Raw genomic sequence first — 25,456 nt, forward strand, 5'->3', positions numbered from 1 at the left:
TCCTCGCGGCGCATCCGGATCTCGCCGGCTTCTTTGCCGCCAACGACATCATGGCGCTCGGCGTCGAACGCGCCGTGCAGACCTCGGGCAAGGACGTCAAGGTGATCGGCCTCGACGGCATCGTCGACGCGCTGAAATCGATCGCGGCAGGCGAACTCACGGCCACCGTCGCCCAATATCCCTATGTCGTCGGCGCCATGGGTGTCGAAGCCTGTGCGTTGGCCGCCAAGGGCAAGGAACTGCCCGCCAACGTGCCCGCACCTGTGCTCCTGATCAACAAGGCCAATGCCGACGCCTCGCTGAAGAACTTTCCGCGTCCCGGCGGCGACTATCCCGATCCCTTCCGCGAGATGCTGAAGTGAGCAGTCCCACGGAACGCGCGCCCGTCGCCCATTCGGCGGGCGCGGCGGAGGAGAGCCGCCCCTCCCTGTCGGCTCTCCTCCTGGATCCTTCCTTCTGGGCCGACTGGGCATCCGTCGTCGGCCTGGTCGGTCTCGTCATCGTCTTCGGCATCGCCCAGCCGGTCTTTCTCAGCGTCGCCAATCTGCAGGCGCTCTTGCTGGCCGCGGCTATCCTGGTCGTGTTGTCGATCGGCCAGACATTCGTCGTCGCAACGTCAGGCATCGACCTGTCGCTGGCGGCGGCCGTCATGCTCGGCGCCATCATCCTCGGTCTGGTCAATGCGGCCGGCTACGGCATCTTCATCGCCTGCGTGCTCGCGGTGCTCGCCACCAGCGCCATCGGCTTCCTCAACGGCCTCATCATCACGGCGGGCAAGATCCCCGATTTCGTGGTGACGCTCGGCACTCTGTCGGGCATCACCGGGCTTGGCCTGATCCTGTCGGGCGGCGAACCGACCATGGTCGGCTCGACCTTCCTGCTGAAACTCGCTTCGGGCTCGTTCGGACCGTTCGGCTATCCGGTCTGGGTGGCGATCGCGGCCATCATCGTGGCGCATGTCGCGCTCTACCACACGCGCTTCGGCGTCCATCTCTTGGCGACCGGCGGCCAGGTCGAAAGCGCCGGCGCGCTCGGCATCCGCACCAATCGCGTCAAGATGGCCGCCTACACCATCTCCGGCTTCTGCGCCGGCATCGCGGCCATCCTTCTGGTTGCCCGCATCGGCTCGGCCGAGCCGCAGATCAACACCAGCCTGCTCCTGAATTCGGTGGCGGCGGTGGTGCTGGGCGGCGTCAGCCTGTTCGGCGGCCGCGCCAGCATATTGGGCCCGGCCATCGGCGCGCTGATGCTCACCGCGCTGGTCAACGGGCTGACGCTGCTCAACGTCTCGGCCTTCTACCAACCGCTTGCCGTGGGCGCCATCGTGGTGCTGGCTGCGCTGATCATGCGGTACCAGAAATGAGCGCCGTCAGCCCCTCCTCCGCCTCGGACGCAATCATCGCCTGCAATGGCCTGAGCAAGCATTTCGGCGGCGTGCGCGCCTTCACCGATGTCGCCTTCCAGGCGCGCCGCGGCGAGGTCACCGCGGTCATCGGCGACAATGGCGCCGGCAAGTCAACCCTGATCCGCTGCCTGGTCGGCGTGCATGTGCCGGATGCCGGCTCGATCGTCTTCGATGGCCGGGAGCACCCCTTCTCCAACCCGGACGGGGCGCGCAAGGCCGGCATCGAGACCGTGCATCAGAACCTGGCGCTGATCGACGAACTGACGGTGGCGCAGAACCTGTTCCTCAACCGCGAGCTCGTGAGCCGCATCGGCCCCTTCGCTTTCCTCGACCGCAAGGCGATGAAACGCGAGGCCCGTTCCATGCTGTCGCGCCTGTCGATCAACGTGCCGTCAATCAACCAGCGTGTGCGCCGCCTGTCGGGCGGCCAGCGGCAGGCGATCTCGATCTGCCGCGCCGTCGGCTCCGGCGCCAAGCTGGTGGTGATGGACGAGCCGACGGCGGCTCTCGGCGTGCAGGAGACCGCCAATGTCGAGGCGTTGATCCGCCGCCTGCGCGAACAGTCGGTCTCGGTCATCCTGGTTAGCCACAATTTCGATCAGGTGCGGCGCCTGTCCGACCAGATCTGGGTGATGCGGGCGGGAAAGATGGCCGCGACGGTGCGTGCCTCCGAGACGTCAGGCAACGAATTGGTCGCGCTGGTCACCGGCGCGGCGTGATCCGCCCAACCGTGAAATCAAGCGTTGGCCGCCTCGGCCAACCCCGCAAATGAAATCAAGGGAGTTTGAGAGTGGCACCACTTCGTGTCGGGCTTGTGGGTCTTGGGGAGGTCGCGCAGTCGATCCATCTGCCTGTTCTGGCTGACCAGCGCGACCGCTGGATAATCGCGGGCGTCTACGACGTCTCGCCAAGCCTGGTGACGCTCATTACATCCGAATATGCCGCAAGAGCCTTCGACACGGCCGAGGCGTTGATCAATTCGCCCGACATCGACGTCGTCTTCGTGCTGTCGTCGGACGACACCCACAGCCGCTTCGTGCGCGCGGCCATGCAAGCCGGCAAGCATATCCTGCTGGAAAAGCCCGCTTGTCTCACGGTGCGTGAGATCGACGAACTGCTGGCGCTGATGCCGGCCTACGGGAAGACCCTGTTCGTCGGCTACATGCGCCGCTACGCACCGGCCTATCTGGCGGCCCGGGCCGAATTGCCCGCCCATGCCGACATCACCCATGTCCGCATCTTCGACCTGATCTCGGAGGGCCGGCATTTCCTGAAGAAAAGCCAGAACATCCTCTATCCCAACGACATCGACGCTGCCCTCTTGGCGCGCGGCGCCAGGGAGCGGGACGCGCTGATCCGCGAGGTGGTCGGCACCGACGCGCCGGCCGATCTGGTGCGCGCCTATCGCGGGCTGACCGCACTGTCCTCGCACCACATCTCGGCGATGCGCGGGCTCATTGGCGAGCCCAGGGGCGTGGTTGCCGCGCACCGCACCAATGGCGGCGCCAACACATCGATCACGTTCGATTACGGCCATTTCGCTTGCCTCTATGACGCGGTGGTCGACGATCTCGGCCTGTTCGACGCCATGATCGAGGTGCGCTCCAACACCAGGCGCGTGCGCATCATCTACGACACGCCCTACATCCGCAGCCTTCCGACCCGGCTGGAAGTCACCGAAGCCGGCCCGCTCGGCCCGGTGACGAAAAGCTTCGGGCCGCTTTACGGCGATGCTTTCTCCAACGAGCTGGAGATTTTCCATCGCCACATCGCTGAAGGCACCAAACCGCTGACCGACCTCGCCGACTCGCGTCGCGACCTGGCGCTCATGGCCGAGATCATCGAGCGCATGAAGGAGAGTGCCGGAGGCACCTGAGCCCTGCCGGCAGGGCCACCGCAGGAACAACGCGTTCCGGCAAAGATCGACTGCTGGCCCTTGCCGAAGCCCGCGGGCTCGCTCATCCATGGCGTACAGACAACAGCCAGGAACCCATGATGACCGATGCCAGCCTTCATCTCGTCGAAGCGACGATCGACCAACTGCGCCGCGCGCTCGATGATGGCACGGTCACCAGCGTCGAGCTGGTCGCGGCGTATCTCAGGCGCATCGCGTATTTCGACCGGCATGGCATCAGCCTCAACGCCGTCCCCGTGCTCAATCCCTCCATGTTCGAAGAAGCCGCCGCTTCCGACCAGCGGCGGCGCGAAGGCGCTGTACTCGGGCCGCTCGACGGCATCCCCTACACCGCCAAGGACAGCTACAAGGTCAAAGGCCTGACGGTCGCGTCCGGCTCGCCGGCCTTCGAACATCTCGCCGCCAACGAGGACGCCTTCACCATCGCCCGGTTGCGCGCGGGCGGCGCTGTGCTGATCGGCCTCACCAACATGCCGCCAATGGCCAATGGCGGCATGCAGCGCGGTGTCTATGGCCGCGCCGAAAGCCCCTACAATGCCGGCTATCTGACAGCCGCCTTCGCGTCGGGCTCGTCCAACGGGTCCGGCACCGCAACGGCCGCCAGCTTCTGCGCCTTCGGGCTCGGCGAGGAGACCTGGTCGTCCGGCCGGGCGCCAGCCAGCAACAACGCGCTCGTCGCCTACACCCCGTCGCGTGGCGTGATCTCGGTGCGCGGCAACTGGCCATTGGTGCCGACCATGGATGTCGTGGTGCCGCACACACGCAGCGTGCCCGACATGCTGGAGCTGCTCGACGTCATCGTCGCCGACGACCCGCAGACGCGAGGTGATTTCTGGCGCGCGCAGCCTTGGGTCGAACTGCCGAAGAGTTCTGCGCTACGGCCGCGGCGTTATACCGATCTGGCGCTTGCGGGCGCGCTGAAAGGCAAGCGGCTCGGCGTGCCGAAAATGTATATCGGTCGCGACAGCGAGGCCGATAAACCGATCGAAACCCGCGCCTCGGTGCTTGCGCTGTGGGAACAGGCGGCGGCGGATCTACGCAGGCTTGGCGCCAAGGTGGTGGAGGTCGATTTTCCCGTCGTTTCCAACTACGAGCGAGACCGTCCCGGCGCCCGCACCATGGTCGAGCGCGGGCTGGTGCCGCCACATTTCGCCGACCGCGAGATCTGGGACCTCTGCATCTGGGGCTGGGACGATTTCCTGCGCGCCAATGCCGACCTGGCCCTGCCCGATCTCGCTTCGGTCGATGGCCCAAAGATTTTCCCGCAGCCGCCCGCTACATTGCCTGACCGCTACGAGGGCGGCTTCGACCTGGCGGACTATGTCGAGCGCGCCAAATCCGGGGTCACGCCCTTCAGCGATATCCCGACGCTTGAAGACGGCCTGAAGGGGCTGGAAGCGACACGGCGGATCGATTTCGAGGACTGGCTCGACGCGCAAGGCATCGACGCCGTGGTGCTGCCAGCCGCCGCCGATGTCGGGCCGGCCGACGCCGACATCAACGAGACGTCGGCGGCGCTCGCTTGGCGCAACGGCACCTGGGTCGCCAACGGCAATCTGGTCTGGCGCCATTTCGGCATCCCGACCGTCACCGTGCCGATGGGTACCATGGCCGACATCGGCATGCCGGTCGGCCTGACCTTCGCCGGCAAGGCCTATGACGACGAAAGCCTGCTGCGCATGGCCGGCGATTTCGAGCGCGCCACCCAGCGCCGCACAAGCCCGCCACGCACGCCTGAACTGGCCGATGATGTGTTTTCAGGTCGACCCGGCCAAGCCGGCAACGGTGAGGAACGGCCGCTCGCGATCGCGCTTGCCGCCCAGACACGCACCGCGGGCGATCAGGACGAGATCATCATCACACTCGACCTGCCGGTCGTGTCGGCGAACGCCAGCATCAAGGTGCATGTCAACGGGGAACCCATCGCGATGCAGCAGAGCGGCACGCGCTCCGGCGGGCGTGCCCTCGTTCCCGCCGCCGAGCATCGGCGCTCCCACAGCATCTGGCGCGGCTCGTATGGCTCGATCGTGACGGCGGTGGTGCGGCTTGAGGACGGACGCACCGTCGGCGCCTATGTGGTCACGGGCGGAATTGGGTGAGTGGATGGCGCCGCTGGGCTATGATACGCGGTTGGCGGCGATGAAGGCATCAATCGATCCAAAGAAGGCCGGCAGTTCGGTCTTGATCCTCTCGTCGCTCCACTCCCACCAGCGGATAGCGAGCAGACTCGCGATCTGGTCATCGGTAAACCTGTTCCGGATCAACCTGGCAGGATTACCCGCGACGACCGCGTAGGGGGCCACGTCCTTCGTGACGATCGAGCCGGCCCCGACAACGGCACCGTCTCCAATGGTTATTCCCGGCAGGATGATTGCGCGTCGTCCAATCCACACGTCGTTGCCGATTCTGGTCGGCCCGTTGACCACCAGATCATCATAGGCCGCGACCGAATTTGTCATGTGAACTTCAAATGGAAAGGTCGAGACAAAGTGCGTCGGATGATTGGCGCGACAAAGGAACAGTGTCTCCTCCGCTATCGAGCAGAACGCTCCTATTTCAAGCGGCGAGGTCTCGTCGCAGCCAAAGATGTTGCTGGGCTTCGTGTAGAAGAGCGTTCTACGGCCAATCGATGCATGCGGCGGTATCTTTTCCGGCTTTGGCGCTCGTCTGAGACCGAGCATGGTTCGAAGTTTTCTTGCAAATCCCATCTTTTCCAAGCCATGGTTGGTCTTGACCGGCCGTCACAGAGGGCTTGCGTGCGGAGGCGCCGCAGAGCACCAACATTGCTGCTACCCGCGCGCCGCCCACAGCAGGCCGCGCTCGACAATCAACGCCATTTCCGGCACCGCGAACTCATCCGCCGTGTGTCCAAGCGAACTGTAAAAGACCTTCCCAGCGCCATACCGACGCTTCCAGACCACCGGCATGACAACGCCATCGATGCCAGGAAAATGCGCGTCGGTGAACGTCGTCGTCGCCAGCACCTCGTTGCTGGGGTCGACATGCATGTAATACTGCTCCGACCGGTAGGCGAAATCACCGACGCCTTTGGTGATCGGGTCGTCGGGCCGGGTGATGACGACACGATAGTCGATGATGTTGCCGGGATGCGCGACCCATTGGCCGCCGGTCATGAACTGGTAGTCGGGCTCGTTGCGGAAACTGTCGCCCATCGTGCCGTGGAAGCCGCCGAGGCCTGTTCCCTCGCGAACCGCGGCGGTCAGGTTCTGCAGCTCGGCCTTCTCGATCGTCGACATGGTGATGGCAGGCACGATGAGATCGAAGGAAGGCAGGTCCGGATCGGCGAACATCGCCGTGCCTTGGCTCAGCGTGACATCGAAGCCGTTCCGCTGAAGCAGCGTGCGGATGACGTTGGCGCTGCGTTCGGGCGTATGGCCTTCCCAACCACCCCAGGCAATCAAAGCCTTCTTCACCATGCCGTGAACCTCCTGAATCGCCCGCCGCGATCGATGGTTACATGGCGCGGCCGTCAGCGCCAGCCCAGGGCCGGCGCGACGTGGGTCAGGATCGCCTCGATGACATGGGCGTTGTAGTCGACGCCGAGCTGGTTGGGCACGGTGAGCAGCAGCGTGTCGGCCTCGGCGATCGCCTCGTCCTGCGCCAATTCCTGGATCAGCACATCCGGCTCGGCGGCATAGCTGCGGCCAAAGATCGCCCGCGTATTCTCCTCGATGAAACCGATCTGGTCGCGGCTCTCATTGCCGCGGCCGAAATAGGCGCGGTCGCGATCGTCGACCAGCGCGAAGATGCTGCGGCTGACCGATATGCGCGGCTCGCGCTCGTGCCCGGCCGCCTTCCACGCCTCGCGATAGATCCGGATCTGCTCGGCCTGCTGGATGTGGAAGGGCTTGCCGCTCTCGTCGAACTTCAGCGTCGAGCTCTGCAGGTTCATGCCGAGCTTGGCCGCCCATTCCGAGGTGGCGTTGGTGGCGGCGCCCCACCAGATGCGCTCGCGCAGACCTTCCGAATGCGGTTCGAGCCGAAGCAGCCCGGGCGGGTTGGGAAACATCGGCCGTGGATTGGGCTGCGCGAACCCCTCGCCGCGCAGCGTGTCGAGGAAGACCTCGGCATGATGCCGCGCCATGTCGGCGTCGCTTTGGCCTTCCTGCGGCTGGTAGCCGAAATAGCGCCAGCCGTCGATCACCTGTTCGGGCGAGCCACGGCTGATGCCAAGTTGCAGCCGCCCGCCGGCGATGATGTCGGCAGCTCCCGCATCCTCGGCCATGTAGAGCGGATTCTCATAGCGCATGTCGATAACCGCCGTGCCGATCTCGATGCGGCTGGTCTTGGCGCCCACCGCCGCCAGCAGCGGGAACGGCGAAGCGAGCTGGCGAGCGAAATGATGCACCCGGAAATAGGCGCCGTCGGCACCGAGCTGCTCGGCCGCGACGGCAAGATCGATGGATTGCAGCAACGCGTCGGACGCCGAGCGCACCTGCGATTGCGACGAGGGCGTCCAGTGCCCGAATGACAGGAAACCGATTTTCTTCATGGCCCTGAAGTATATGCGGGCGGCACTTGCTTCAATGCCAAAACAGCGGGGTTACACACCGTCACCTTGCACCGTACTCTGGGCTTGAACGCCGTGGAGGGTGGAATGCTGAAGGGGACGCGAATCGTCGAGATCGAGGCGCTCGGGCCGGCGCCTTTCGCCGGCATGCTGCTCGCAGATCTCGGCGCCGATGTCATCGTCGTCCACCGCAAGCAGGCGCCAATGCCGGGCCTGCCCGAACGCTCCCTGCTCGATCGCGGCAAGCGCTCGATCGCGCTCGATCTCCGGGATGCCGGCGATGTCACCGTACTGATGCGCCTCATCGCCACCGCCGACGGCCTGATAGAGGGGTTCCGGCCCGGCGTCATGGAGCGCCTCGGCCTCGGCCCGGATGCCTGCCTGGCGGTCAACCCGAATCTGGTCTACGGCCGTATGACCGGCTGGGGCCAGGACGGGCCCCTCGCCCGCACCGCCGGGCACGACATGAACTATACCGGCGTGTCGGGCGCGCTCTGGTACGCCTCCTTGCCGGGCGAGCTGCCCATGGCGCCGCCGACGCTTACCGGCGACATAGGCGGCGGCGCGCTCTATCTGGTGATCGGCATGCTCGCCGCCATCATGAGAGTGCGCGCCGGCGGCCAGGGGACAGTGGTCGACGCGGCCATCGTCGACGGCTCGGCCCATATGATGAACCTGCTGATGGCGCTCGGCCAGTCCGGCGCGCTCGTCGCCGAACGCGGCCAAAGCCTTCTCGACGGGCCGCATTGGTGCCGCGTCTATCGCGCCGCCGACGGCGGTTTCGTCAGCGTCCAGTGCATCGAGCCGAAATTCTATGCGCTGTTTCTCGACAGGCTCGGCCTCGCCGCCGATCCGCAATTCTCCAAGCAATTCGACCGTGATCTCTGGCCGGAACTCGGCAACCGGCTGGCGGCGATCTTTGTTGCAAAACCGCGCGACGAATGGACCGGCCTGTTCCAAGGCTCGGACGCCTGCGTCTCCCCGGTGCTCAGCCCATGGGAAGCAGCACAGCATCCGCATATGGCCGCGCGTGGTTCCTGGCTGGCGGTGGACGGCGTCCTGCAGGCAGCCGCTGCTCCGCGCTTTGCCGGATGGGCGCAAAGGACGCCGGCGAAGGGTCCCGCGCGCGGCGAACACGGCGCCGAGATTCGCGCAGAACTGGCGGATTTCGATACAAACCGTTGAATGCAGACAGTTTCAGGCGGCTGAAAGTCACCATTGGCTGCCGGCGCCCGACACCGGCTTGCGCTGCGCTGCCCGGCCCAGCTATTTCCCGCAATGATGATCGTTGATCTTGTTCAACGCGTTCGCATCCGGCCCGACCCGGTGGTAGGAACAGGCGCCTGCCGCCGTCGTGAACAGTTGCTGATCGTAGTAGCGCGGACCGCCGAACAGGAAGCCGATGAGATCGTCATCGGCGGGAACGTAGCGTTCCGGCTCGGCCTGGTGATGGCGATGCCTGGACCCGGCGGATGCCGAAATTGACATGCCACAGGCCATCGCCACGGCAAGAGCGCAGATTGCAAACCGTTTCGTCGTCATCGGCAACACCCTCCTGGCCGTTCGCATTTCAATATAGGCAAAAATCACCAGCCGAACAAAGGTTCCCTGGCAACGGTTTGCCTGCCCCGTGATTTGCACGCCCGCCAGGGTGAACAGCGCATCAGCCCCGCACACGCGCCAGGGTGTGTCGAGATCCAGGTCGTTCGCAGACCGGCCCCACCTGGATATCGCCACAGCCGTTAGTCGGTCTGGATCCAGACGGATTTCGTCTCCAGATATTCATGCAGATGCTCGATGCCGCCTTCGCGTCCATAGCCGGACATCTTCATGCCGCCGAACGGCACCGCCGGGTCGATGGCATGGTACATGTTGACCCAGACCGAGCCGGCCTTGATGCGGCGCGCCAGCTTGTGGGCGGTGCCGAGATGCGTGGTGAAGACACCGGCCGCCAGCCCATAGGGCGTCGCATTGGCGCGCGCCACAGCCTCATCCAGCGTGTCGAAGGGCATGGCCGAAATGACCGGTCCGAAAATCTCCTCGCGCGCGATGGTCATCTTGTCGGATACCGCACCGAAGACGGTCGGCGCGATGAAGTTGCCGCCGTCATAGGGCGCGCCCGCCAGCCGCGAGCCGCCGGCGACCAGTTTCGCGCCCTCGTCGCTGCCGGCCTTGATATAGCCCTCCACCTTGCCGGCCTGCCTGGCATTGATCAGCGGCCCGATTTCGGTTTCCGCCTCGATGCCGTGGCCGATGCGCAATCCGCCGGCGAATTCCGCGACGCGGCGCACGAACTCGTCATGGATCTCGCGCGCCACGAAAAGACGCGAGCCGGCGATGCAGACCTGGCCCGAATGCACGAACACCGCCATTGCCGCGACCGGTACGGCCTTGTCGATGTCGGCGTCGCTGCAGACGATGATCGGCGACTTGCCGCCAAGTTCCAGCGAAACGCGCTTGAGGTTGGTCACGCCCGCCCGCGCGATGGCTTGGCCGGTCAGCGTCGAGCCGGTGAAGACGATCTTGTTGACGTCGGGATGTTCGGCGAGCCGCACCCCGGCCTCCGCCCCGGTGCCGGTGACGATGTTGACGACACCGTCAGGCAAGCCGGCTTCCTGCATCAGACCCGCTATCAACAACGGCGTCAGCGACGCCTCCTCCGAGGGCTTCAGCACGATGGTGCAGCCGGTCGCGAGCGCCGGCGCGATCTTCCACACCGAGGCGGCGGTCGGCGCGTTCCAGGGAATGATCGCGCCGACGACACCGACAGGCTCGCGTCTCGTGAAGGAGACGATCTCGCCGGGGATCGAATTGTCGATCGCCTCGCCGTGCAACGCCGTCGCCATGCCGCCATAGAAGCGCAGCATGCCGATGACGCGGCGCCGGTTGGCCAGCGTACGGGTGATCGGCAGCCCCATGTCGAGCGTGTCGGAAACGCTGAGCTCTTCCCAGTGCGCCTCGAACAGGTCGGCGATCCTGAGCAGCACGCATTGGCGCTCATAGGGCGAGAATTTCGACCACGGCCCTTCAAAGGCGGCGCGTGCGGCGGCCACCGCCGCGTCGACATCGGCCGCCCCGCCGCGCGGCACCGTGGCCAGCACCTCGCCTGTCGCCGGGTTCAGCGCCTCCATCTCCTGGCCGGACTGCGCCGCGACCCATTTGCCGCCGATGAACATCGGCCGGAATTCGCCTTGGTAGAGCGTCGTGGCCTTCGCCTTCGGGTCGAAATTCAACGTCATCTCTTCCTCCTCGCGAATTCCGCCGCGACTATTACTCCCGGCGCGGTCGACCTCAACAAGGAAAGGTGAGCTTGGGCTCCATGCCGGCCACGGTCACCACGGCAGGCATCGCCCGGGCGACTGTCGAAAACCGGCGTCAGGCACCCGCTCGCATGGAGAAACGAGGATGGTTCAGTCGAAAAAGCCAGCGTCCTCTTCGCTGAGATACTTCCTGGCCGCTTCGGCGTCGATATCGAGCCCGAGGCCGGGCGCTTCGAGCAGGTCTATCATGCTGTCCTTCACGATCCGCGCCGGCAGGCCGATCACCAGATCCTCCCACCAAGGGTCCGAGGCGCTGGGATATTCGAACGCCACGTAATTTGCCGGCAAGGTGGCGCAGACATTGATCAGCGCGCCGAGGCCGAGCAGGCCGTTCGCCGTGCCGTGCGGCGCCATCAGGATCGAATGCATATAGGCATGCTCGGCCACCCATTTGAGCTCGGCGATGCCGCCGATATCGGCCGGGTCCGGACCGATGACCCGCACCGCCTGCGTCTCGATCAGTTCCTTGAAATTATGCCTGAGGTAGATCTGCTCGCCGGTATGGATCGGCGTCGAGGTGGAGGTGGTCAGCTCGCGATAGGCCTGCGGATTGACCCACGGCACATAGTCGCCGGTCAGCATGTCCTCCAGCCACATCAAATTGTACTTCTCGACCGCGCGAGCGAACCTGATCGCATCGGGCAGCATCCAGCCCGGGCCGCAGTCGAGGGCCAGGCTGACCTTGTCGCCCAGCACTTCCTTCATCGCGATCACGCAGTCGAGCATGTGATTGAAGCCGCGTTCGCTGATCACGCCCTGATCCATGGCGCCGTGATAGCCGGCCTTCTTCTGCGTCACGCCGTAATGGAAGCCCTCGATGCTGTCCTTCATGTTGGAATGGAACGAGATCCCCTGCTTGACCATAAAGAAATTCTGCGGCTGCTCCATCATCCATTTCACGTCGGCGGCGTAGTCCTCCGGCCTGTCGCCGGTGCGCTTCCGGCGGATCGAACCGTTGTAGACGCGCACCTTGTCGCGCACCTTGCCGCCAAGCAGCTTGTAGACCGGCACGCCGGCCGCCTTGCCGGCGATGTCCCATAAGGCATGCTCGATGGCGGAGACGGCGGCGCCATAGGGCTTGAACGAGCCGCGCTGGCGGATCTTCAGCATCACCCGCTCGACATCGGTCGGGTCCTCGCCGATCAGCGCCTCGCGGAAATGCAGCACAAAGGGCTTGAGATAAGTCTTTGTGAACTCGACCTCGCCAAGGCCATGGAGGCCCTCGTCAGTGACGACGCGAACGATGGGATGCCGCCCGATGACAGCGCAGCGCAGGTCGGTGATCTTCATGGCGCGGTCCTATTTCACAGACGAGAAAGCTGTCGGTGTGAGCACCTGGCTGCTGATATTGGCAACGATCGGTCCGTCGCGCTCAGACTCTTCCCGGGCCCTGTGCCATGCCGGATCGGTGACGAAAGCCGTCCATTTCGCCTCACGCTCGGCCAGCGATTCCCAGGCGAGGAAATAGGTGAGACGATTGCTGTTTTCGCCGATCGCCGTGGTGAAAAACCCGGCTTGGCGGATGCCATGCCTCTCCCATAAGGCCAGCGTCTGGTCGGAAAAGCGCTTGAGCAAAGCCGGCAGCCTGCCCGGCAGGCAGTCATAGATACGCAGTTCGTAGATCATGGTTTCGTCCGTTTCTTTCTTCGCTTCTCCCTTGGGAGAGGTCGACACGAATGGCCGGTCGTTGGCCTGTGAGTCTGGGGGGGGGATGATGGCAGCGGGCCTGGGCTAACTCCAGGTCCGGTCCCAGCTATGTTCATTGTCCCAATGCTCGGTGGATTGCCATATCCCCGTGACACCGGTCTGCAGATGCTGGCTGATCACCTCGTCGACCACATCGTCTATGCCCAGCCCCGGCTTGTCGGGCACGGTGATGAAGCCGTCCTTGACGAGCGGCTTGGGCAGACCGGTGACGATATCGTCCCACCAGTCGACATCGGCGGAGTGGTATTCGAGCGCCATGAAGTTCTCGGTCGCGGTGGCGACATGCGCGGCGGCCATAGCGGCGATAGGGCTTTCGGCCATATGGATGGCCATGGCGACACCGTGATCCTGCGCCATGTCGCCGATCTTCTTGGTCTCGAGGATGCCCCCGCTGGTCAAAAGGTCCGGGTGGATGACCGAGAGGCCGCCGCTCTTGAGCAGCGGCTCGAAGCCTTCCTTGAGGTAGATGTCCTCGCCGGTGCAGATCGGCACCGTGGTGGCGCCCTGCAATTGTCGGTACTGCTCGGTGTGTTGCCAGGGGATCACATCCTCCAGCCAGGCCGGCACGTATTTCTCGATACGGCGCGACAGGCGTATGCCGTCCTGCAGCGAGATATGGCCGACATGGTCGATGGCGAGCGGGATCTCGTACCCGATCACCTCGCGAACCTCGTGTATGTACTGCTCGAGCAGGTCGATCCCCTTTTCGGTGAAATGCAGGCCGGTGAACGGGTGCTGCACGTTCTGCGCGTCATAGGCGAGATTGCGCGCCTTGCGCTCCTCAAGCGTGCCGCCGCGGCCGCGGGAATTGGCATGAAACCCTTCGAGCGCGCCGGCGGGCGCGGACACGGCGCCCGGGACATGGGCGATCTGCATCAAGCCAAGGTCCATCTTGAGGAAGGTGAAACCCCGGTCCATGCGCTGCTTGAGGCGCTTTCCGGTTTCGGTGCCGCTCGGCTTCTCGGCATCGGTATCGCAATAGACACGCACGTGATCGCGAAACCTGCCGCCGAGCATCTGGTAGATGGGGATGCCGTAGGCCTTGCCGGCGAGGTCCCAGAGCGCGATCTCGACCGCCGAGACGCCGCCGCCTTGCCGGCCGTGACCGCCAAACTGCTTGATGCGGCGAAACAGACGATCGATGTCGCAAGGGTTCTCGCCAAGCAGCCGGCTTTTCAGCATCAGCGCGTAGGTGGCGCTGGCGCCGTCACGCACCTCGCCGAGCCCGACGATGCCCTGGTTGGTATAGATCTTGAGCAGCGCCGAAGTGAACGGCGCCCCGACGATTTCGGCCACCCGCATGTCGGTGATGCGAAGGTCGGATGGCCTGGAATTCGTGTTGACCCGATTGAGAGCCTCGCCGGCTCCGCCCGTCTTTGGCATGACTTGTCCTCGTTCTTGTCCGGGGCTTGCCGCTCCCCAAGCGCCGTCCGGCATTTGAGCGTTGCTAGCTCAGCGCGATCTCATGGGCTTGCAGGTAGTCGCGGTTCATCTCGACACCGAGACCAGGCTTCGACGTCAGCTTCAGGCTGCCGTTCGAAACGTCGAGCGGTCTGTCGATGAGGTGATCATATTTGCCCAGGTTCCACTCCGACGTTTCGAGCTTGTAGAAGTTCGGAACGGTCATCATCACCTGCGCCCCGGCGACCACGTTGATCGGCCCCGCGGCATCATGCGGCGAGACGGGGATGTAGTAGGCTTCGCACAGGGCGGAAATCTTCTTGAGTTCGGTAATGCCGCCGGTCCAGGTGACGTCGGGCATGATGTAGTCAGCGAGCTTGTTCTCGAGCACCGGCACGAAATCCCATTTCGTGTGGCCGCGCTCGCCCCATGAGATAGGGGCACTGACCTTGTCGCGCACCTGCTTGAGCGCGTTGAGGCTCTCGGGCGGACAGGGCTCCTCGAACCAGTCGATCTGGCCGGCTTCCTCGAGGCTGCGGCAAAGGCGAATGGCGGTGGGAACGTCGAAGCGACCATGCGCATCGATGAGGATGTCGACGTCGGGGCCCGCCGTTTCGCGGATCAGCGCGGTGAGTTCGGCTGCTTCGCGCTCGTCCTTGCGGGTCATGCTGCCATCGAGATAGCCGTCCCGCTGCTCGCGCGACAGCCCATCAGTGCCGCGGCCCTGATGCGGAAAAGGGTCGAACTTGAGTGCCGTGTGTCCGGATTCGACGATATCCCTGATTTCGCGGACCACAGCCTCCTTGCCGGTGAATTTGGACTGGTTTGGATGGGTGTAGAGCGCGATTTCCTCGCGCACCGGTCCGCCCAGCAACTCGTAGATCGGCTTGCCGAGGACTTTGCCACGGATGTCCCAGAGAGCTATGTCGATGGCGCTCACGCATTCGACGGCGGCGCCGCGGCTGCCCATATAGGTGAAGCTGCGGAAAATCTTGTGCCAGAGGTGCTCGATGCGCGCCGGATCCTCGCCGGTCACGGCGGCACCGATCTGCCGCAGGATCGTGCAGAGCGCACGGTTGGCCAGCTTGGTCGTGGTGGTGATCTCTCCCCAGCCACTCACCCCCTCGTCGGTCGTCACTTCGACGAACAGGTACTCTCCCCAATAAGAAGCATCGGATTTGATCAGCCACGGCCGGATGCTCGTGATTTTCATCTCTCAACTACCTTTATCTGGAAGACCCGAAGAGCGGTGTTCTGGGCCGATTGTTCTACCCTGCACGCGCGGCGTTGCGCGCGCGCATGTGTTCGAGGACATGCCGACCGGAGCCTTCGACGTGGCGGGCGATGAGTTCGGCTGCCTCGTCGGCATTTCCCGCCTTCACATGCGCGATGAGCTCCCGGTGCTCGCGGATGATCGCGGCACGCCGGGCGAGCGTGAAGTTGAAACGCCGGCTCACGGCGCGCAGCACTTCGCGATGCTTCCACCAAAGCTCGGCGGCATGGCGGTTGTAGTGCCGCTGGTACATCACTGTGTGAAAGGCGGTGTCCAGCTCGCTGTGCCTGAACGTGTCGGCGAAGTTGTTCTCTTCGATCAGACCTTGAAGACGTTCGAGTTCGGCGATGTCCTCGTCGGTGGCCATGTTCACGAACCATCGCGTCAGGGCCGGCTCGATCAGCACGCCGATCTCGTAGATATCGCGGACAAAATCCTGATCTATGGGTCGCACGCGTGCCCCGCGATTGGGGAGAAAGGTGACAAAGCCTTCGCCACGCAACAGTTGCAAGGCCTCGCGCACCGGATTGGTCGAGGTGCCGTGACGTCGGGCCAGATCGGTGACCACAAGCCGCTCGTTGGCGGCGAGCCGGCCCTCGATGATGTCCTCCCTGATCAGCTCATAAAGCGAGGCGCCCTCGCTCGACGCGCCGAGAGGATCGATCCCCTCGGGTGGCTCTGCCTTAAATTCCCGCGTTTCGGCCAAGGCCGGTTCCCCCTTCCATGAATACACGCCTTTTTCGATATCACGCACGATTTCCATAAACAATGTACGATTTGTTGCGTTGACAGCCAATCTGCGATCTGAAAACGTATAAAGCGCTCGAAGGGATACATTTGAGGAGATGTCCCCGCGGCCGACGAACAAAGCCGCTTGCCCCGATGCAGAGCGGCGTGGGAGAGAAACCTGGAGGATACCTATGACGAGGTTCACACTCGGCGGTGCCGTCCTGCGCGGCACTGTCTCCACTGCATTGATCGCATCGTTGATGTCCGCACCGGCTCTGGCTGCTCCGCCGGTCGACTTGAGCAAGTGGTCGCCGGAATATGTGCGATCCATTGCGGGCACGCAGGACTTTGACACGGCGGCCGATTGCGCCAAGGTCACCCCGCTCGACTACAAGGGGCGACTGACCTTCTGGTATCAGGGCGTGTTCGAGGGCGACCCCGATCTCTTGCGCCAGTACTACAAGGATTTCTTCGAGACCTTCCGCAAGACCTATCCGAACATTCAGCTCGAGGAACAGGCCCTCACCTACAACGATCTCCTGGACAAGTTCCGCACCGCGCTCCTCGGCAATGCGGCGCCGATGGCGGTCCGCCTGCAAATTCTGGGTGGCACCGAGTTCGCGTCAAAGGGCTATCTGCAGCCGCTCAAGCCCGAGGACGTAGGGTATTCGGCCGATGATTTCTGGCCCGGCGCCATGAAAGCCGTGACCTGGGACGGCGTGACCTACGGCATCCCAACCAACAATGAAACGATGGCGTTCATCTGGAATGCCGATATCTTCAAGCGCGCGGGCCTCGATCCGGACAAGGCTCCGGCAACCTGGGACGACGTCGTCAAATATTCCAAGCAGATCCACGACAAGCTCGGCATTGCCGGTTACGGCCTCGTGGCTCGCAAGAATGCCGGCAATACCCCGTATCGCTTCATGCCTCAGTTGTGGGCCTATGGCGGCGGCGTCTTCGACGAAGCCACGGCGAACCCGACCTATCAGCAGATCGAACTCGACAGCCCGCAGAGTAAGGCCGCGCTGCAAGCCTCTTACGACATGTATGTGCGCGACAAGTCGGTTCCGGTTTCGGCGCTCACCAACCAGCAGGCCGACAACCAGCCGCTGTTCCTCGCGGGCCAGCTCGGCATGATGATCTCGCACCCGTCCGACTACAATGTCATGCTCGACCTGCAGAAAAAGGCGACCGGCACCGACAAGGACAAGGCGCAGACCGTCATCGACAACATGCGCTACGGCCTGATCCCGACCGGCCCCGACGGCAAGCGCGCGGTCGTGTTCGGCGGCTCGAACATCCACATCCTGAAGCCCGAATATGTCGAGGGCGGCAAGGTGGACGAACCGGCCGCCAAGGCGATCATCTGCATGTGGTCGAGCCCCGAGTGGTCCCTGAAGATGGCTTATGCCGGCTCGAACCCGGGCAACCTCAACGGCTTCAAGACCAAGTGGATGAAGGAACGCCTGGACAGCATCAAGTTCCTCGATGTCACCACCTCGATGCTGCCGTACGGCATTCCATTCCCGGCGCTGCCGCAATCTCCCGAGATCATGAACATCATCATCCCGGACATGCTGCAGAATGCCCTGACCGGAGCGATGACCGTCGATCAGGCAGCGGACGACGCGGCCAAGAAGGTGAAGGACCTGATGGGCGGACTCTAGTCCGAGCCTGACCTGCGATCTTGACCGGCTGCTCCGCGGGTCAGCCGGTTCGTTCCGAAGAACAAGGGCACGCCAAAGTGACGATAGTGACCGGCAAGGCCGAGGCTCGCCGAAGATTGCAAACCGGTAGAGCCGGCGTGCTGCGCAAGATCTGGGAGCATCGCGCCGACTACGCGTACGTGCTGCCCGCGATCGCCGTGATGCTCGTCGTCATCGCCTATCCGATCTACTACACGATCGATCTGTCATTCTTTAATACGCCGCCTGGCCTGCAGCTCCGCGACAAGACTTTCGTCGGCTTCAACAACTACACGACCATCCTCACCAGTGCGGTGTTCTGGAAGGTCACCTGGAACACGCTGATCTGGACGGTGGGATCCACCGTCATCTCCTTCGTTCTGGGGTTTGCCGCGGCGCTGGCTCTCCACCGCGACTTTTTCGGCCGTGGTGTCCTGCGCGCCATCCTGATCATTCCCTGGGTCATCAGCGCGGTCGCCGCCTCCTATATCTGGAAGTGGATCTACCATTCGGACTTCGGCATCATCGGCGCGGTGCTGGTCGGCCTTGGATTGGCCGACCGGCCGCCGAATTTCATCGACAGTGTCTCAACGGTGCTGCCCTCCCTCATCGTCGTCAACATCTGGCGCGAATTTCCGTTCGCCATGATCATGATGATGGCCGGCCTCCAGACGGTTCCCGACCAGTTGCTGCGCGCCGCCAAGGTCGACGGAGCCAATGCGTGGCAGCGCTTCTGGCACGTCACCTTCCCGCATTTGAGCAATGTCTCGACAGTGACGATCCTGCTGCTGGCAGTCGCCAACTTCAACTCCTTCATCATCCCCTGGATCATGACCGGCGGCGGCCCGTCGAACGCATCGCATATCTGGATCACCCACATCTATGAGCTCGCCTTCGGCCGGCAGCGCTGGGGGGTGGCATCGGCCTATTCGGTGCTGCTGTTCATCATCCTGATGACGCTGGGCTACTTCTATGTCCGCGCGCTAAGCGGCAACGACCGGAGGGATGAAGGCGCATGAGCACGATTGCCGAGACATCGCGTCGAGGCCAGGCCCATCGCCGCATGCGCATAGACGGATGGCGCTGGGGCGGGCGCATCTTCCTCGTATTCATGCTGCTTTACACCGCGTTGCCGATGGCCTGGATGCTGATCACCTCGATCAAGTCCGGCTTCGCCGCGATGCAATTCCCGCCGCAATGGTGGCCTGACCAACCGACCCTGGCCAGCTACCAGAAGCTGCTCGATCCGCAGAACAGTGTCGGCCAGGACTTCCTCCGCTTCTTCTGGAACAGCCTCTACGTCTCCGCCGCCACGACTGTCCTTTCGGTGATCGTGGCGGTTCCGGCGGCTTACGCGTTTTCGCGCTTCACCTTTCCGGGCCGGAACTTCCTGTTCTTCACCGTCTTGCTTCGCAACATGTTCCCGGCGGTGATCTTTCTCGTCCCGCTGTTCATCCTGATGCGCGCGATCGGGCTGGTGAACACGCATGGCTCGCTCGTTCTCACCTATCTCACCTTCGGCCTGCCGCTGGCGATCTGGCTGCTCAAGGGCTTCTACGACAACATCCCGGTGCAGCTCGAGCAGGCGGCGCGCATCGACGGGGCAACGAGGTTCCAGGCCTTTATCCTGATCGTGATGCCGCTCTCGACGCCGGGGATCATCGCCACGGCGATCTATTCCTTCATCGGTGCGTGGAACGAGTACATCTACGCCTACACCTTTCTCTCCAAGAACGAACAATTGACGCTGCCGGTCGGCATCCAGCGCTTCTTCTCGGAAAACACGACGGACTTTCCGGGCCTGATGGCGGCCAGCTTCATGATGAGCGTGCCCGTCGTCGTGCTGTTCCTGGTCCTGCAACGATACTTCGTACGCGCCCTTACAGAAGGCGCGGTCAAGCATTAGGGAGTTGCCGATGGCCCATGTGGTCCTCAAAGATCTCGTCAAGACCTATGGCAGCTTCAAAGCCGTCAACGAGGTTTCGCTGACCGTCAATGACGGCGAGTTCGTCGCGCTCGTCGGCCCCTCGGGCTGCGGTAAGACGACAACGCTCAACCTCATCGCCGGGCTGATCCCGATCACATCGGGCGACATCGTCATCGGCGACCAGGTGGTCAATGACCTCGACCCCAAGGACCGGGACATCGCGATGGTGTTCCAGAACTACGCGCTCTATCCGCAAAAGTCGGTCTACATGAACCTCGCCTTCCCGCTGCAGATGCGCAGGCTGCCCAAGGCCGAGATCGACAAGAAGGTCCGGGAAGCAGCGCGTGTGCTCGACATGACGCAGTTGCTCGAGCGCAAGCCGCGCGAACTTTCGGGCGGGCAACAGCAGCGCGTGGCGCTTGGCCGCGCGCTTGTTCGCGATCCGGCGGTGTTCCTGATGGACGAACCGCTGTCAAATCTCGACGCAAAGCTGCGCGTCCAGATGCGGTCCGAAATCAAGCGGTTCCATCAGGACCTCAAGGCGACGATCGTCTATGTGACGCACGACCAGCTCGAGGCCGTGACCATGGCGGACAGGATGGCTGTGATGAACGGCGGCTATCTGCAGCAATATGATTCGCCGGCGCAGGTTTTCGCGCATCCCGCCAACATGTTCGTCGCCAGCTTCGTCGGCAGCCCGGCGATGAGCCTTATTCCGCTGGAGGCATCGACGGCAAACGGCGACACCGTCCTGAAGAGCGCGGAAGGCTGGAGCCTCGGGCTGTCGCAACTCAACGCACGCAAGGCCCAGAGAGCGACCGGCAGGAAGGTCGTGCTCGGTGCGCGACACTCGACGATCAAACTCCACAAGAGCGCGGTTCCCGGCGCCATTCCGGCCAAGGCCTATACGGTGGAACCAACCGGAGACGTGACCTTCGTGCAGGCGCTGCTCTCGGGCGCCATCGTCAACATCAGCGTGTCCCCCAACATTGCCGTCAAACCTGACGAGCAGATCTGGCTGGAGTTCGATCAGGAGCGGATGCACCTGTTCGACGGCGAAACTGAAATGGCTCTAGAGGCCGCCTGAGACAGGCGTTTGGGACACGGGCGTGGATGACGACGAAGCTCAAGATCACCGCGATCAAGCCCTACCCGGCGTGGGTCGGAACGCGCAACCAGATGCTGGTGAAGGTCGAGACCGACCAGGGCATCTTCGGCTGGGGCGAGAGCGGCTTGAGCGGCCGCGAGAGAGCCGTCACCGGCGCGGTCGAGCACTATCGCGAATTCTTCATCGGTCGCGATCCCCTGCAGATCGGCCGCATCTGGCAAGAGGCCTATCGCAGCCAGTACTTTGAAGGCGGGCGCGTTTTGCAAGCGGCGATTTCCGCCATCGACATCGCGCTTCACGATATCAAGGGCAAGGCGCTGGGCGTGCCGGTATACGAACTGCTCGGCGGCAAGCAGCGCGACCGCGTCCCCACCTTCGCCTCGACCGGTGACGAGGCCGAGGGAGATGTCGCCATCGAACGAGCCCGCGAACTGTGCGAGCAGGGCTGGCAGGCGATCCGCTTCTTCCCGGCCGGGCAAAACAGCAAGGACATCTTCGAGCCGCGCGAGTCGATCGGCGTGACCGCTCGGATGCTGAACAAGGCCCGCGAGGCACTGGGCGACGAGGTCGTCCTCGGCATCGACTATCATCATCGGCTGTCGGTGGCCGAGGCGGCGAGCTTCTGCAACAAGCTCGGCCGCGGCGTGCTCGATTTCCTTGAGGAGCCGATACGCGACGAAACCCCGGAAGCCTACGAATCCCTGCGCACGATGACCGACATCCCGTTCGCCATCGGCGAGGAATTTGCCAGCAAGTGGCAGTTCCTGCCCTACATCGAGCGCGGCATCCATCAGTTCAACCGGCTCGATGTCTGCAATGTCGGCGGGCTCACCGAAGCGATGAAGGTCGCTGGCTGGAGCGAGGCGCACTATGTCGACCTGATGCCGCACAATCCGCTCGGGCCGGTGTGCACGGCCGCGACCGTGCATCTCGCCGCCGCGGTCCCCAATTTCGCCTGGCTCGAGACCAGGGTGCCTGAAAGGAAGCTGGGCTTCGACAGTTCCGAGTTCTTCCCCGTGCAACCACAACTCGAGGGGCCCGCCTATCCGGTCGGCGATCTGCCGGGGCTCGGCGTCGAGGTCAACGAGGCGGCGATCCAGGCGCAGAGCTTCCGCTTCTGGGAAGCGCCCCACCTCAAGCGCCGCGATGGTTCTGTCACCAACTGGTAGTTCAATTTCAACCGGAGTCCACCATGACGCATACCTCCGACATCATTCGGCCGCCCAAGGACCTGATCGAGGGGCTGAGGGAGATCGGTGCCGCGACCGTTGCCGGCACGCTCGGCCATATGGGCTTCCGCAATCCGCATATGGTCGGACCGGTGGCGCAGAACCACGGTAAGTCGATCGTCGGGCCGGCGCTGACGCTGCAGTTCCTGCCGCAGCGGCCTGATCTCTTCAACGAGGGGGAGTATGCCGATCCGGAGACACAATTGCATCGGCATGTGCTCTATCACGCCCAGGAAGGCGACGTGGTCGTGGTCGACGCGCGCGGCGACATGAGCTCGGGTGTCTTCGGCGACATGATGTCGACCTATTTCAAGGGCCGAGGCGGCGCGGGCATCGTCATCGACGGATGCATGCGCGACAGGCCCAATGTCGAAAAGCTCGACCTGCCGCTTTGGCTGCGCGGCTGGACGCCCAACTATCATGTGCAGACCAGCATCTATCCCAATGCCGTCAACGTTCCGATTGCCTGCGGCGGCGTCACGGTAATCCCCGGCGACATCATCGTTGCCGACGATGATGGCGTCGTGGTGGTTCCCGTCGCAATGGCCGCAAAGGTCATCGAAGAGGCGAAGACACATCACGATTGGGAAGAGTTCTCGCGAGAGAAGCTCCTTCAGGGCGCCCCCTTGCAACGCTACTATCCGCTGCATGACGACGCCCGCGCAGAGTACGAGGCGTGGCGCAAGACAAACGGCTTGGGCAACCCAACTTAACGCAGGGATCGAGCGCGGCGCGCGGCAGCCCTTCCAGCGGCGCGATGGCCATTCGCCGTATCGTCGCGCCGCTCACACCGACATTTCGGTCGCCACGCGGATATTTCGGGTCCGCTTCACCAATAGGCGGCCTGAATAGGCTGCCTGAAGAAGACGCAACGTATCAGGCAACTCGGCCACGCCGTCCCGTTCCCTTGTGCAGAAGCGCGCCGCCGCCACAAGCGGCCGTCCGGCCTCTTTCCGGATACGCATATTCCCGAGACTCGCGATCGCGACGGGAACCGCCATGAGCGTGTTGCACTTCACGTGACGGCGCGTTGGCATGGCAGCCCTTGAGTCTTTAGACTTGTCATTTCAGGCAAGTTCAGTAATTGCGCCAGTTGACCGGCCAGCATGGCATCCGGGAGCATACAACGAAGGATTGAGGAACTTGGTCGGACTCAACAGCCGAATTGCGCATGCTGCGCGTGACAGGAACTTCCCGCGCGTCGTCGCGGTCCTGACAACACGGAACGAGGAACGGTTCGTCGCTGGATGTATCGAGAACCTCCTTCGTCAAGGCGTACAGGTCTACATTTGCGACAATCAGTCGACGGACCGAACGCTTGAGATTGCCCAGCGCTACCGCGGGGCCGGATTGATAGGTTTCGAAAGCATCCCGCACAACGGCTGGTATTGCTGGGAACAGCTTCTTCGCCGCAAAGAGGAACTATTTCAGTCGCTTGATGCTGACTGGTTCATGCATCTCGACGCTGACGAGATCCATCTTCCGCCGACCTCGTACTCATCGTTGGTCTCCGCCATTGCGGCAGCCGACGCACTCGGCTTCAATGCGATCGAGTCTTCGGAGTTCACGTTCATTCCCACCAGGGAAGCCCCCGATCACGACAATCCCAATTACCAACACACGCTGCGCAGCTACTATCCGTTCCGGCCGTTCTCCCCGCACTGCGTGCGTGCGTACAAGAAACAGGACGGCCCCATGGAGATCGCTTGGTCAGGGGGCCATCGCGTGCGCTTCGGGGAGCCGGTGAGGCTATCGCCCGAGCGTTTTCGCATGAAGCATTATCTGTTCCTGAGCGCAGAGCACGCCGCGCGCAAGTATGGTGGCCGCCGGTTCCTGAGCGAGGAGGTCAATGGTCGTGGTTGGCACGGATGGCGACCCCGCTTGCGACCCGGCGATATCCAACTGCCGGACGCTGCCCAGGTGCGCACCACTGTGACGGACGATGATCTGGACGACGCCAATCCATGGTTGGCGCACTGGCTGGCGCGGTACGCCTCGTGAGCGATGGACAGCTCCCCCGCATCTTGGCGATCGCGGACCGACCCGGCTGGGCGATCGATAGAAAGACCCAGAATCTTCGGCGCGTGCTGGCAAGAAGGTTCGAGATCGTCGAACGATTTCAGCATGATGTGACTGAGTCCGACGTGAACGCGGCGGATATCGTGCTCATCTTCTACTGGTTCCAGATCGCGAAGCTGCCTCTGCCGGAATCGGTCCTCGCCCGGCGGTCCGACAGGCTGCTCATCGGGATCTGCAGCCACAGGGAGATGGAGGGCGAATTCCGCGAGCCCGGGCTCGCTATCCTGCAGCGGTTGGCGCGCGCCGTCTTTGTCAACAATCGGAAGCTCGAGCACGAATACGCTCCTCTGCTGCGTATTCCGGTCCACTACACGCCCAATGGAGTCGACACGACATTCTTTTGCCCCCCGCCAGAGCCGCAACCCTATCCCGGTGAGCTCCGCGTCGGATGGGCGGGAAGTCTCGGCAACCATGGTCCGGCACATCGCGGCTTCCACGACGTCATCGAGCCCGCGGTCGCTGCCGTGCCGGGCGTGCGACTGCAGACCGCGATTCGGGAGCAACACTGGCGCAACCATGACGAAATGCTCGACTTCTACCGGGATCTCGACGTTTATGTCTGCGCCAGTCGCAGCGAAGGCACTCCCAATCCTTGCTTGGAGGCGGCGGCGTGCGGCGTCCCCTTGGTGACGACCCGTGTGGGAAACATGCCGGAGCTGATTCGGGATGGCGACAACGGGCTGTTCTTCGATGGGACCGCGGAAGGGCTAGCGAACAGGCTCGCCCTGTTGCGGGACATGCCATCGCTCCGGGCGCGGATGGCCGCCCGCATGATCGAGACGATCCGAGAGTGGGATTGGGGCGTGCAGGCAGAGAACTACGCGCAGATGTTTACCTCGTTGCTCGCTGCGCCGGAGCGGTCGGGCCCGTGAGACTTGCCCGGCCAAACCTGATCTTTGACGGCCGGGCTCGATGCCGAAACACGTCGCGCCACGTTCCCGCAAAACGAAGCAGAATGGCGTAGGACCTGTGGCACCGGCGCCTCTGCCGTCGGTGGATTTCGAGTGCCTCTGCTGCAAGGATCGGCAGGATGGCGAGGAGCCTCGCGTATTTTGAGCCTGTGGCGTGCGCGCCCTTGGCCGGCGGTCGATCCAGGGCCATTGTGTGGCGCGTAGGCATTCACTAGTCTTTCGGCCGGGTCGAG

The 25,456-nt window shown here is 63.6% G+C and carries 25 protein-coding genes; 14 read left to right on the forward strand and 11 right to left on the reverse strand.

Annotated features, from left to right (window positions below):
* From C1D09_RS17250 to C1D09_RS17270, 5 genes are all read left to right on the forward strand, one after another.
* Positions 1 to 362: substrate-binding domain-containing protein (locus C1D09_RS17250; protein WP_143975450.1), on the forward strand; the 362-nt coding region annotated here is incomplete at its 5' end.
* Entirely contained in the window at positions 359 to 1,363 is a 1,005-nt protein-coding gene (locus tag C1D09_RS17255) for an ABC transporter permease (protein ID WP_143975451.1), read from the forward strand. The genes C1D09_RS17250 and C1D09_RS17255, both read left to right, overlap by 4 nt.
* Positions 1,360 to 2,124, forward strand: coding sequence for an ATP-binding cassette domain-containing protein (locus tag C1D09_RS17260; RefSeq protein WP_143975452.1), 765 nt, complete (start codon positions 1,360 to 1,362; stop codon positions 2,122 to 2,124). The genes C1D09_RS17255 and C1D09_RS17260 overlap by 4 nt, the downstream gene beginning before the upstream one ends.
* A gap of 71 nt (positions 2,125 to 2,195) precedes the next feature.
* Positions 2,196 to 3,281: a Gfo/Idh/MocA family protein gene (locus tag C1D09_RS17265; protein ID WP_143975453.1), complete on the forward strand. Its 1,086-nt coding sequence runs from the start codon at positions 2,196 to 2,198 to the stop codon at positions 3,279 to 3,281.
* Positions 3,282 to 3,400: 119 nt separating this feature from the next.
* Positions 3,401 to 5,419: an amidase gene (locus tag C1D09_RS17270; RefSeq protein ID WP_143975454.1), complete on the forward strand. Its 2,019-nt coding sequence runs from the start codon at positions 3,401 to 3,403 to the stop codon at positions 5,417 to 5,419.
* An 18-nt stretch (positions 5,420 to 5,437) separates the two neighbouring features.
* Here the strand turns inward: C1D09_RS17270 and C1D09_RS34250 are convergent, their stop codons facing one another.
* The 3 genes from C1D09_RS34250 to C1D09_RS17285 all read right to left on the reverse strand — a co-directional run bounded on the left by C1D09_RS34250 (position 5,438) and on the right by C1D09_RS17285 (position 7,833).
* On the reverse strand, positions 5,438 to 6,001 hold the full coding sequence (locus tag C1D09_RS34250) for a CatB-related O-acetyltransferase (protein ID WP_342780240.1): 564 nt from the start codon (positions 5,999 to 6,001) through the stop codon (positions 5,438 to 5,440).
* A gap of 108 nt (positions 6,002 to 6,109) precedes the next feature.
* The gene (locus C1D09_RS17280; protein WP_167514657.1) at positions 6,110 to 6,754 is read right to left on the reverse strand and encodes a ThuA domain-containing protein; all 645 of its coding nucleotides are present in this window, start codon (positions 6,752 to 6,754) and stop codon (positions 6,110 to 6,112) included.
* Positions 6,755 to 6,810: 56 nt separating this feature from the next.
* Positions 6,811 to 7,833, reverse strand: coding sequence for an LLM class flavin-dependent oxidoreductase (locus C1D09_RS17285; protein WP_143975456.1), 1,023 nt, complete (start codon positions 7,831 to 7,833; stop codon positions 6,811 to 6,813).
* A 105-nt stretch (positions 7,834 to 7,938) separates the two neighbouring features.
* Between C1D09_RS17285 and C1D09_RS17290 the strand changes: the two genes are divergently transcribed.
* Positions 7,939 to 9,036 (forward strand): CaiB/BaiF CoA transferase family protein, encoded by a 1,098-nt coding sequence (locus tag C1D09_RS17290; RefSeq protein ID WP_143975457.1) that lies wholly within the window; start codon positions 7,939 to 7,941, stop codon positions 9,034 to 9,036.
* An 81-nt stretch (positions 9,037 to 9,117) separates the two neighbouring features.
* Here C1D09_RS17290 and C1D09_RS17295 read toward each other — a convergent pair whose 3' ends face one another.
* From C1D09_RS17295 to C1D09_RS17325, 7 genes are all read right to left on the reverse strand, one after another.
* Positions 9,118 to 9,393: a hypothetical protein gene (locus C1D09_RS17295; protein ID WP_143975490.1), complete on the reverse strand. Its 276-nt coding sequence runs from the start codon at positions 9,391 to 9,393 to the stop codon at positions 9,118 to 9,120.
* A 200-nt stretch (positions 9,394 to 9,593) separates the two neighbouring features.
* Positions 9,594 to 11,090 carry an aldehyde dehydrogenase family protein gene (locus tag C1D09_RS17300; RefSeq protein WP_143975458.1) on the reverse strand — a complete coding sequence of 499 codons (1,497 nt, stop codon included), beginning with the start codon at positions 11,088 to 11,090 and terminating at the stop codon, positions 9,594 to 9,596.
* Positions 11,091 to 11,261: 171 nt separating this feature from the next.
* A complete protein-coding gene (locus C1D09_RS17305) occupies positions 11,262 to 12,461 on the reverse strand; it encodes a mandelate racemase/muconate lactonizing enzyme family protein (protein ID WP_143975459.1) in 1,200 nt (399 codons plus the stop codon).
* A 9-nt stretch (positions 12,462 to 12,470) separates the two neighbouring features.
* Complete coding sequence (locus C1D09_RS17310) at positions 12,471 to 12,797, reverse strand: NIPSNAP family protein (RefSeq protein WP_143975460.1); 327 nt, start codon at positions 12,795 to 12,797, stop codon at positions 12,471 to 12,473.
* Between the two features lie 105 nt (positions 12,798 to 12,902).
* On the reverse strand, positions 12,903 to 14,261 hold the full coding sequence (locus tag C1D09_RS17315; protein WP_143975461.1) for a mandelate racemase/muconate lactonizing enzyme family protein: 1,359 nt from the start codon (positions 14,259 to 14,261) through the stop codon (positions 12,903 to 12,905).
* Positions 14,262 to 14,325: 64 nt separating this feature from the next.
* On the reverse strand, positions 14,326 to 15,492 hold the full coding sequence (locus tag C1D09_RS17320; RefSeq protein WP_143975462.1) for a mandelate racemase/muconate lactonizing enzyme family protein: 1,167 nt from the start codon (positions 15,490 to 15,492) through the stop codon (positions 14,326 to 14,328).
* Between the two features lie 55 nt (positions 15,493 to 15,547).
* On the reverse strand, positions 15,548 to 16,258 hold the full coding sequence (locus C1D09_RS17325; protein WP_096455061.1) for a GntR family transcriptional regulator: 711 nt from the start codon (positions 16,256 to 16,258) through the stop codon (positions 15,548 to 15,550).
* A gap of 214 nt (positions 16,259 to 16,472) precedes the next feature.
* On the opposite strand from C1D09_RS17325, the gene C1D09_RS17330 reads away from it, so the two are divergent.
* From C1D09_RS17330 to C1D09_RS17355, 6 genes are all read left to right on the forward strand, one after another.
* On the forward strand, positions 16,473 to 17,951 hold the full coding sequence (locus C1D09_RS17330; protein ID WP_143975463.1) for an ABC transporter substrate-binding protein: 1,479 nt from the start codon (positions 16,473 to 16,475) through the stop codon (positions 17,949 to 17,951).
* A gap of 77 nt (positions 17,952 to 18,028) precedes the next feature.
* On the forward strand, positions 18,029 to 18,988 hold the full coding sequence (locus C1D09_RS17335; RefSeq protein ID WP_143975464.1) for a carbohydrate ABC transporter permease: 960 nt from the start codon (positions 18,029 to 18,031) through the stop codon (positions 18,986 to 18,988).
* Positions 18,985 to 19,875 carry a carbohydrate ABC transporter permease gene (locus C1D09_RS17340; RefSeq protein ID WP_143975465.1) on the forward strand — a complete coding sequence of 297 codons (891 nt, stop codon included), beginning with the start codon at positions 18,985 to 18,987 and terminating at the stop codon, positions 19,873 to 19,875. The genes C1D09_RS17335 and C1D09_RS17340 overlap by 4 nt, the downstream gene beginning before the upstream one ends.
* Before the next feature lie 10 nt (positions 19,876 to 19,885).
* The gene (locus C1D09_RS17345; RefSeq protein WP_143975466.1) at positions 19,886 to 20,983 is read left to right on the forward strand and encodes an ABC transporter ATP-binding protein; all 1,098 of its coding nucleotides are present in this window, start codon (positions 19,886 to 19,888) and stop codon (positions 20,981 to 20,983) included.
* A gap of 26 nt (positions 20,984 to 21,009) precedes the next feature.
* Entirely contained in the window at positions 21,010 to 22,173 is a 1,164-nt protein-coding gene (locus C1D09_RS17350; protein ID WP_143975467.1) for a mandelate racemase/muconate lactonizing enzyme family protein, read from the forward strand.
* A 23-nt stretch (positions 22,174 to 22,196) separates the two neighbouring features.
* Positions 22,197 to 22,946 carry a ribonuclease activity regulator RraA gene (locus C1D09_RS17355; protein ID WP_143975468.1) on the forward strand — a complete coding sequence of 250 codons (750 nt, stop codon included), beginning with the start codon at positions 22,197 to 22,199 and terminating at the stop codon, positions 22,944 to 22,946.
* Between the two features lie 72 nt (positions 22,947 to 23,018).
* On the opposite strand, the gene C1D09_RS17360 is transcribed toward C1D09_RS17355, so the two are convergent.
* Entirely contained in the window at positions 23,019 to 23,234 is a 216-nt protein-coding gene (locus C1D09_RS17360) for a hypothetical protein (RefSeq protein WP_143975469.1), read from the reverse strand.
* A gap of 142 nt (positions 23,235 to 23,376) precedes the next feature.
* Here C1D09_RS17360 and C1D09_RS17365 point away from each other — a divergent pair, with 142 nt between their 5' ends.
* The gene (locus C1D09_RS17365; RefSeq protein WP_246135786.1) at positions 23,377 to 24,234 is read left to right on the forward strand and encodes a glycosyltransferase family 2 protein; all 858 of its coding nucleotides are present in this window, start codon (positions 23,377 to 23,379) and stop codon (positions 24,232 to 24,234) included.
* Positions 24,198 to 25,184 (forward strand): glycosyltransferase family 4 protein, encoded by a 987-nt coding sequence (locus C1D09_RS17370; RefSeq protein ID WP_143975470.1) that lies wholly within the window; start codon positions 24,198 to 24,200, stop codon positions 25,182 to 25,184. Before C1D09_RS17365 ends, C1D09_RS17370 begins: the two co-directional genes overlap by 37 nt.
* The last annotated feature ends 272 nt before the right edge of the window (positions 25,185 to 25,456 follow it).

It is taken from the genome of Mesorhizobium intechi (genome assembly GCF_002879535.1).
Classification (GTDB): Bacteria; Pseudomonadota; Alphaproteobacteria; order Rhizobiales; family Rhizobiaceae; genus Mesorhizobium; species Mesorhizobium intechi.

Coding starts and splice junctions, on each gene's coding strand:
- C1D09_RS17320 (WP_143975462.1), bottom strand. CDS start 15,492: ATGAAAATCACGAGCATCCGGCCGTGGCTGATCAAATCCGATGCTTCT.
- C1D09_RS17345 (WP_143975466.1), top strand. CDS start 19,886: ATGGCCCATGTGGTCCTCAAAGATCTCGTCAAGACCTATGGCAGCTTC.
- C1D09_RS17350 (WP_143975467.1), top strand. CDS start 21,010: ATGACGACGAAGCTCAAGATCACCGCGATCAAGCCCTACCCGGCGTGG.
- C1D09_RS17270 (WP_143975454.1), top strand. CDS start 3,401: ATGACCGATGCCAGCCTTCATCTCGTCGAAGCGACGATCGACCAACTG.
- C1D09_RS17260 (WP_143975452.1), top strand. CDS start 1,360: ATGAGCGCCGTCAGCCCCTCCTCCGCCTCGGACGCAATCATCGCCTGC.
- C1D09_RS17285 (WP_143975456.1), bottom strand. CDS start 7,833: ATGAAGAAAATCGGTTTCCTGTCATTCGGGCACTGGACGCCCTCGTCG.
- C1D09_RS17370 (WP_143975470.1), top strand. CDS start 24,198: ATGGTTGGCGCACTGGCTGGCGCGGTACGCCTCGTGAGCGATGGACAG.
- C1D09_RS17290 (WP_143975457.1), top strand. CDS start 7,939: ATGCTGAAGGGGACGCGAATCGTCGAGATCGAGGCGCTCGGGCCGGCG.
- C1D09_RS17295 (WP_143975490.1), bottom strand. CDS start 9,393: ATGACGACGAAACGGTTTGCAATCTGCGCTCTTGCCGTGGCGATGGCC.
- C1D09_RS17310 (WP_143975460.1), bottom strand. CDS start 12,797: ATGATCTACGAACTGCGTATCTATGACTGCCTGCCGGGCAGGCTGCCG.
- C1D09_RS17340 (WP_143975465.1), top strand. CDS start 18,985: ATGAGCACGATTGCCGAGACATCGCGTCGAGGCCAGGCCCATCGCCGC.
- C1D09_RS17300 (WP_143975458.1), bottom strand. CDS start 11,090: ATGACGTTGAATTTCGACCCGAAGGCGAAGGCCACGACGCTCTACCAA.
- C1D09_RS17360 (WP_143975469.1), bottom strand. CDS start 23,234: ATGGCGGTTCCCGTCGCGATCGCGAGTCTCGGGAATATGCGTATCCGG.
- C1D09_RS17305 (WP_143975459.1), bottom strand. CDS start 12,461: ATGAAGATCACCGACCTGCGCTGCGCTGTCATCGGGCGGCATCCCATC.
- C1D09_RS17355 (WP_143975468.1), top strand. CDS start 22,197: ATGACGCATACCTCCGACATCATTCGGCCGCCCAAGGACCTGATCGAG.
- C1D09_RS17330 (WP_143975463.1), top strand. CDS start 16,473: ATGACGAGGTTCACACTCGGCGGTGCCGTCCTGCGCGGCACTGTCTCC.
- C1D09_RS17315 (WP_143975461.1), bottom strand. CDS start 14,261: ATGCCAAAGACGGGCGGAGCCGGCGAGGCTCTCAATCGGGTCAACACG.
- C1D09_RS34250 (WP_342780240.1), bottom strand. CDS start 6,001: ATGCTCGGTCTCAGACGAGCGCCAAAGCCGGAAAAGATACCGCCGCAT.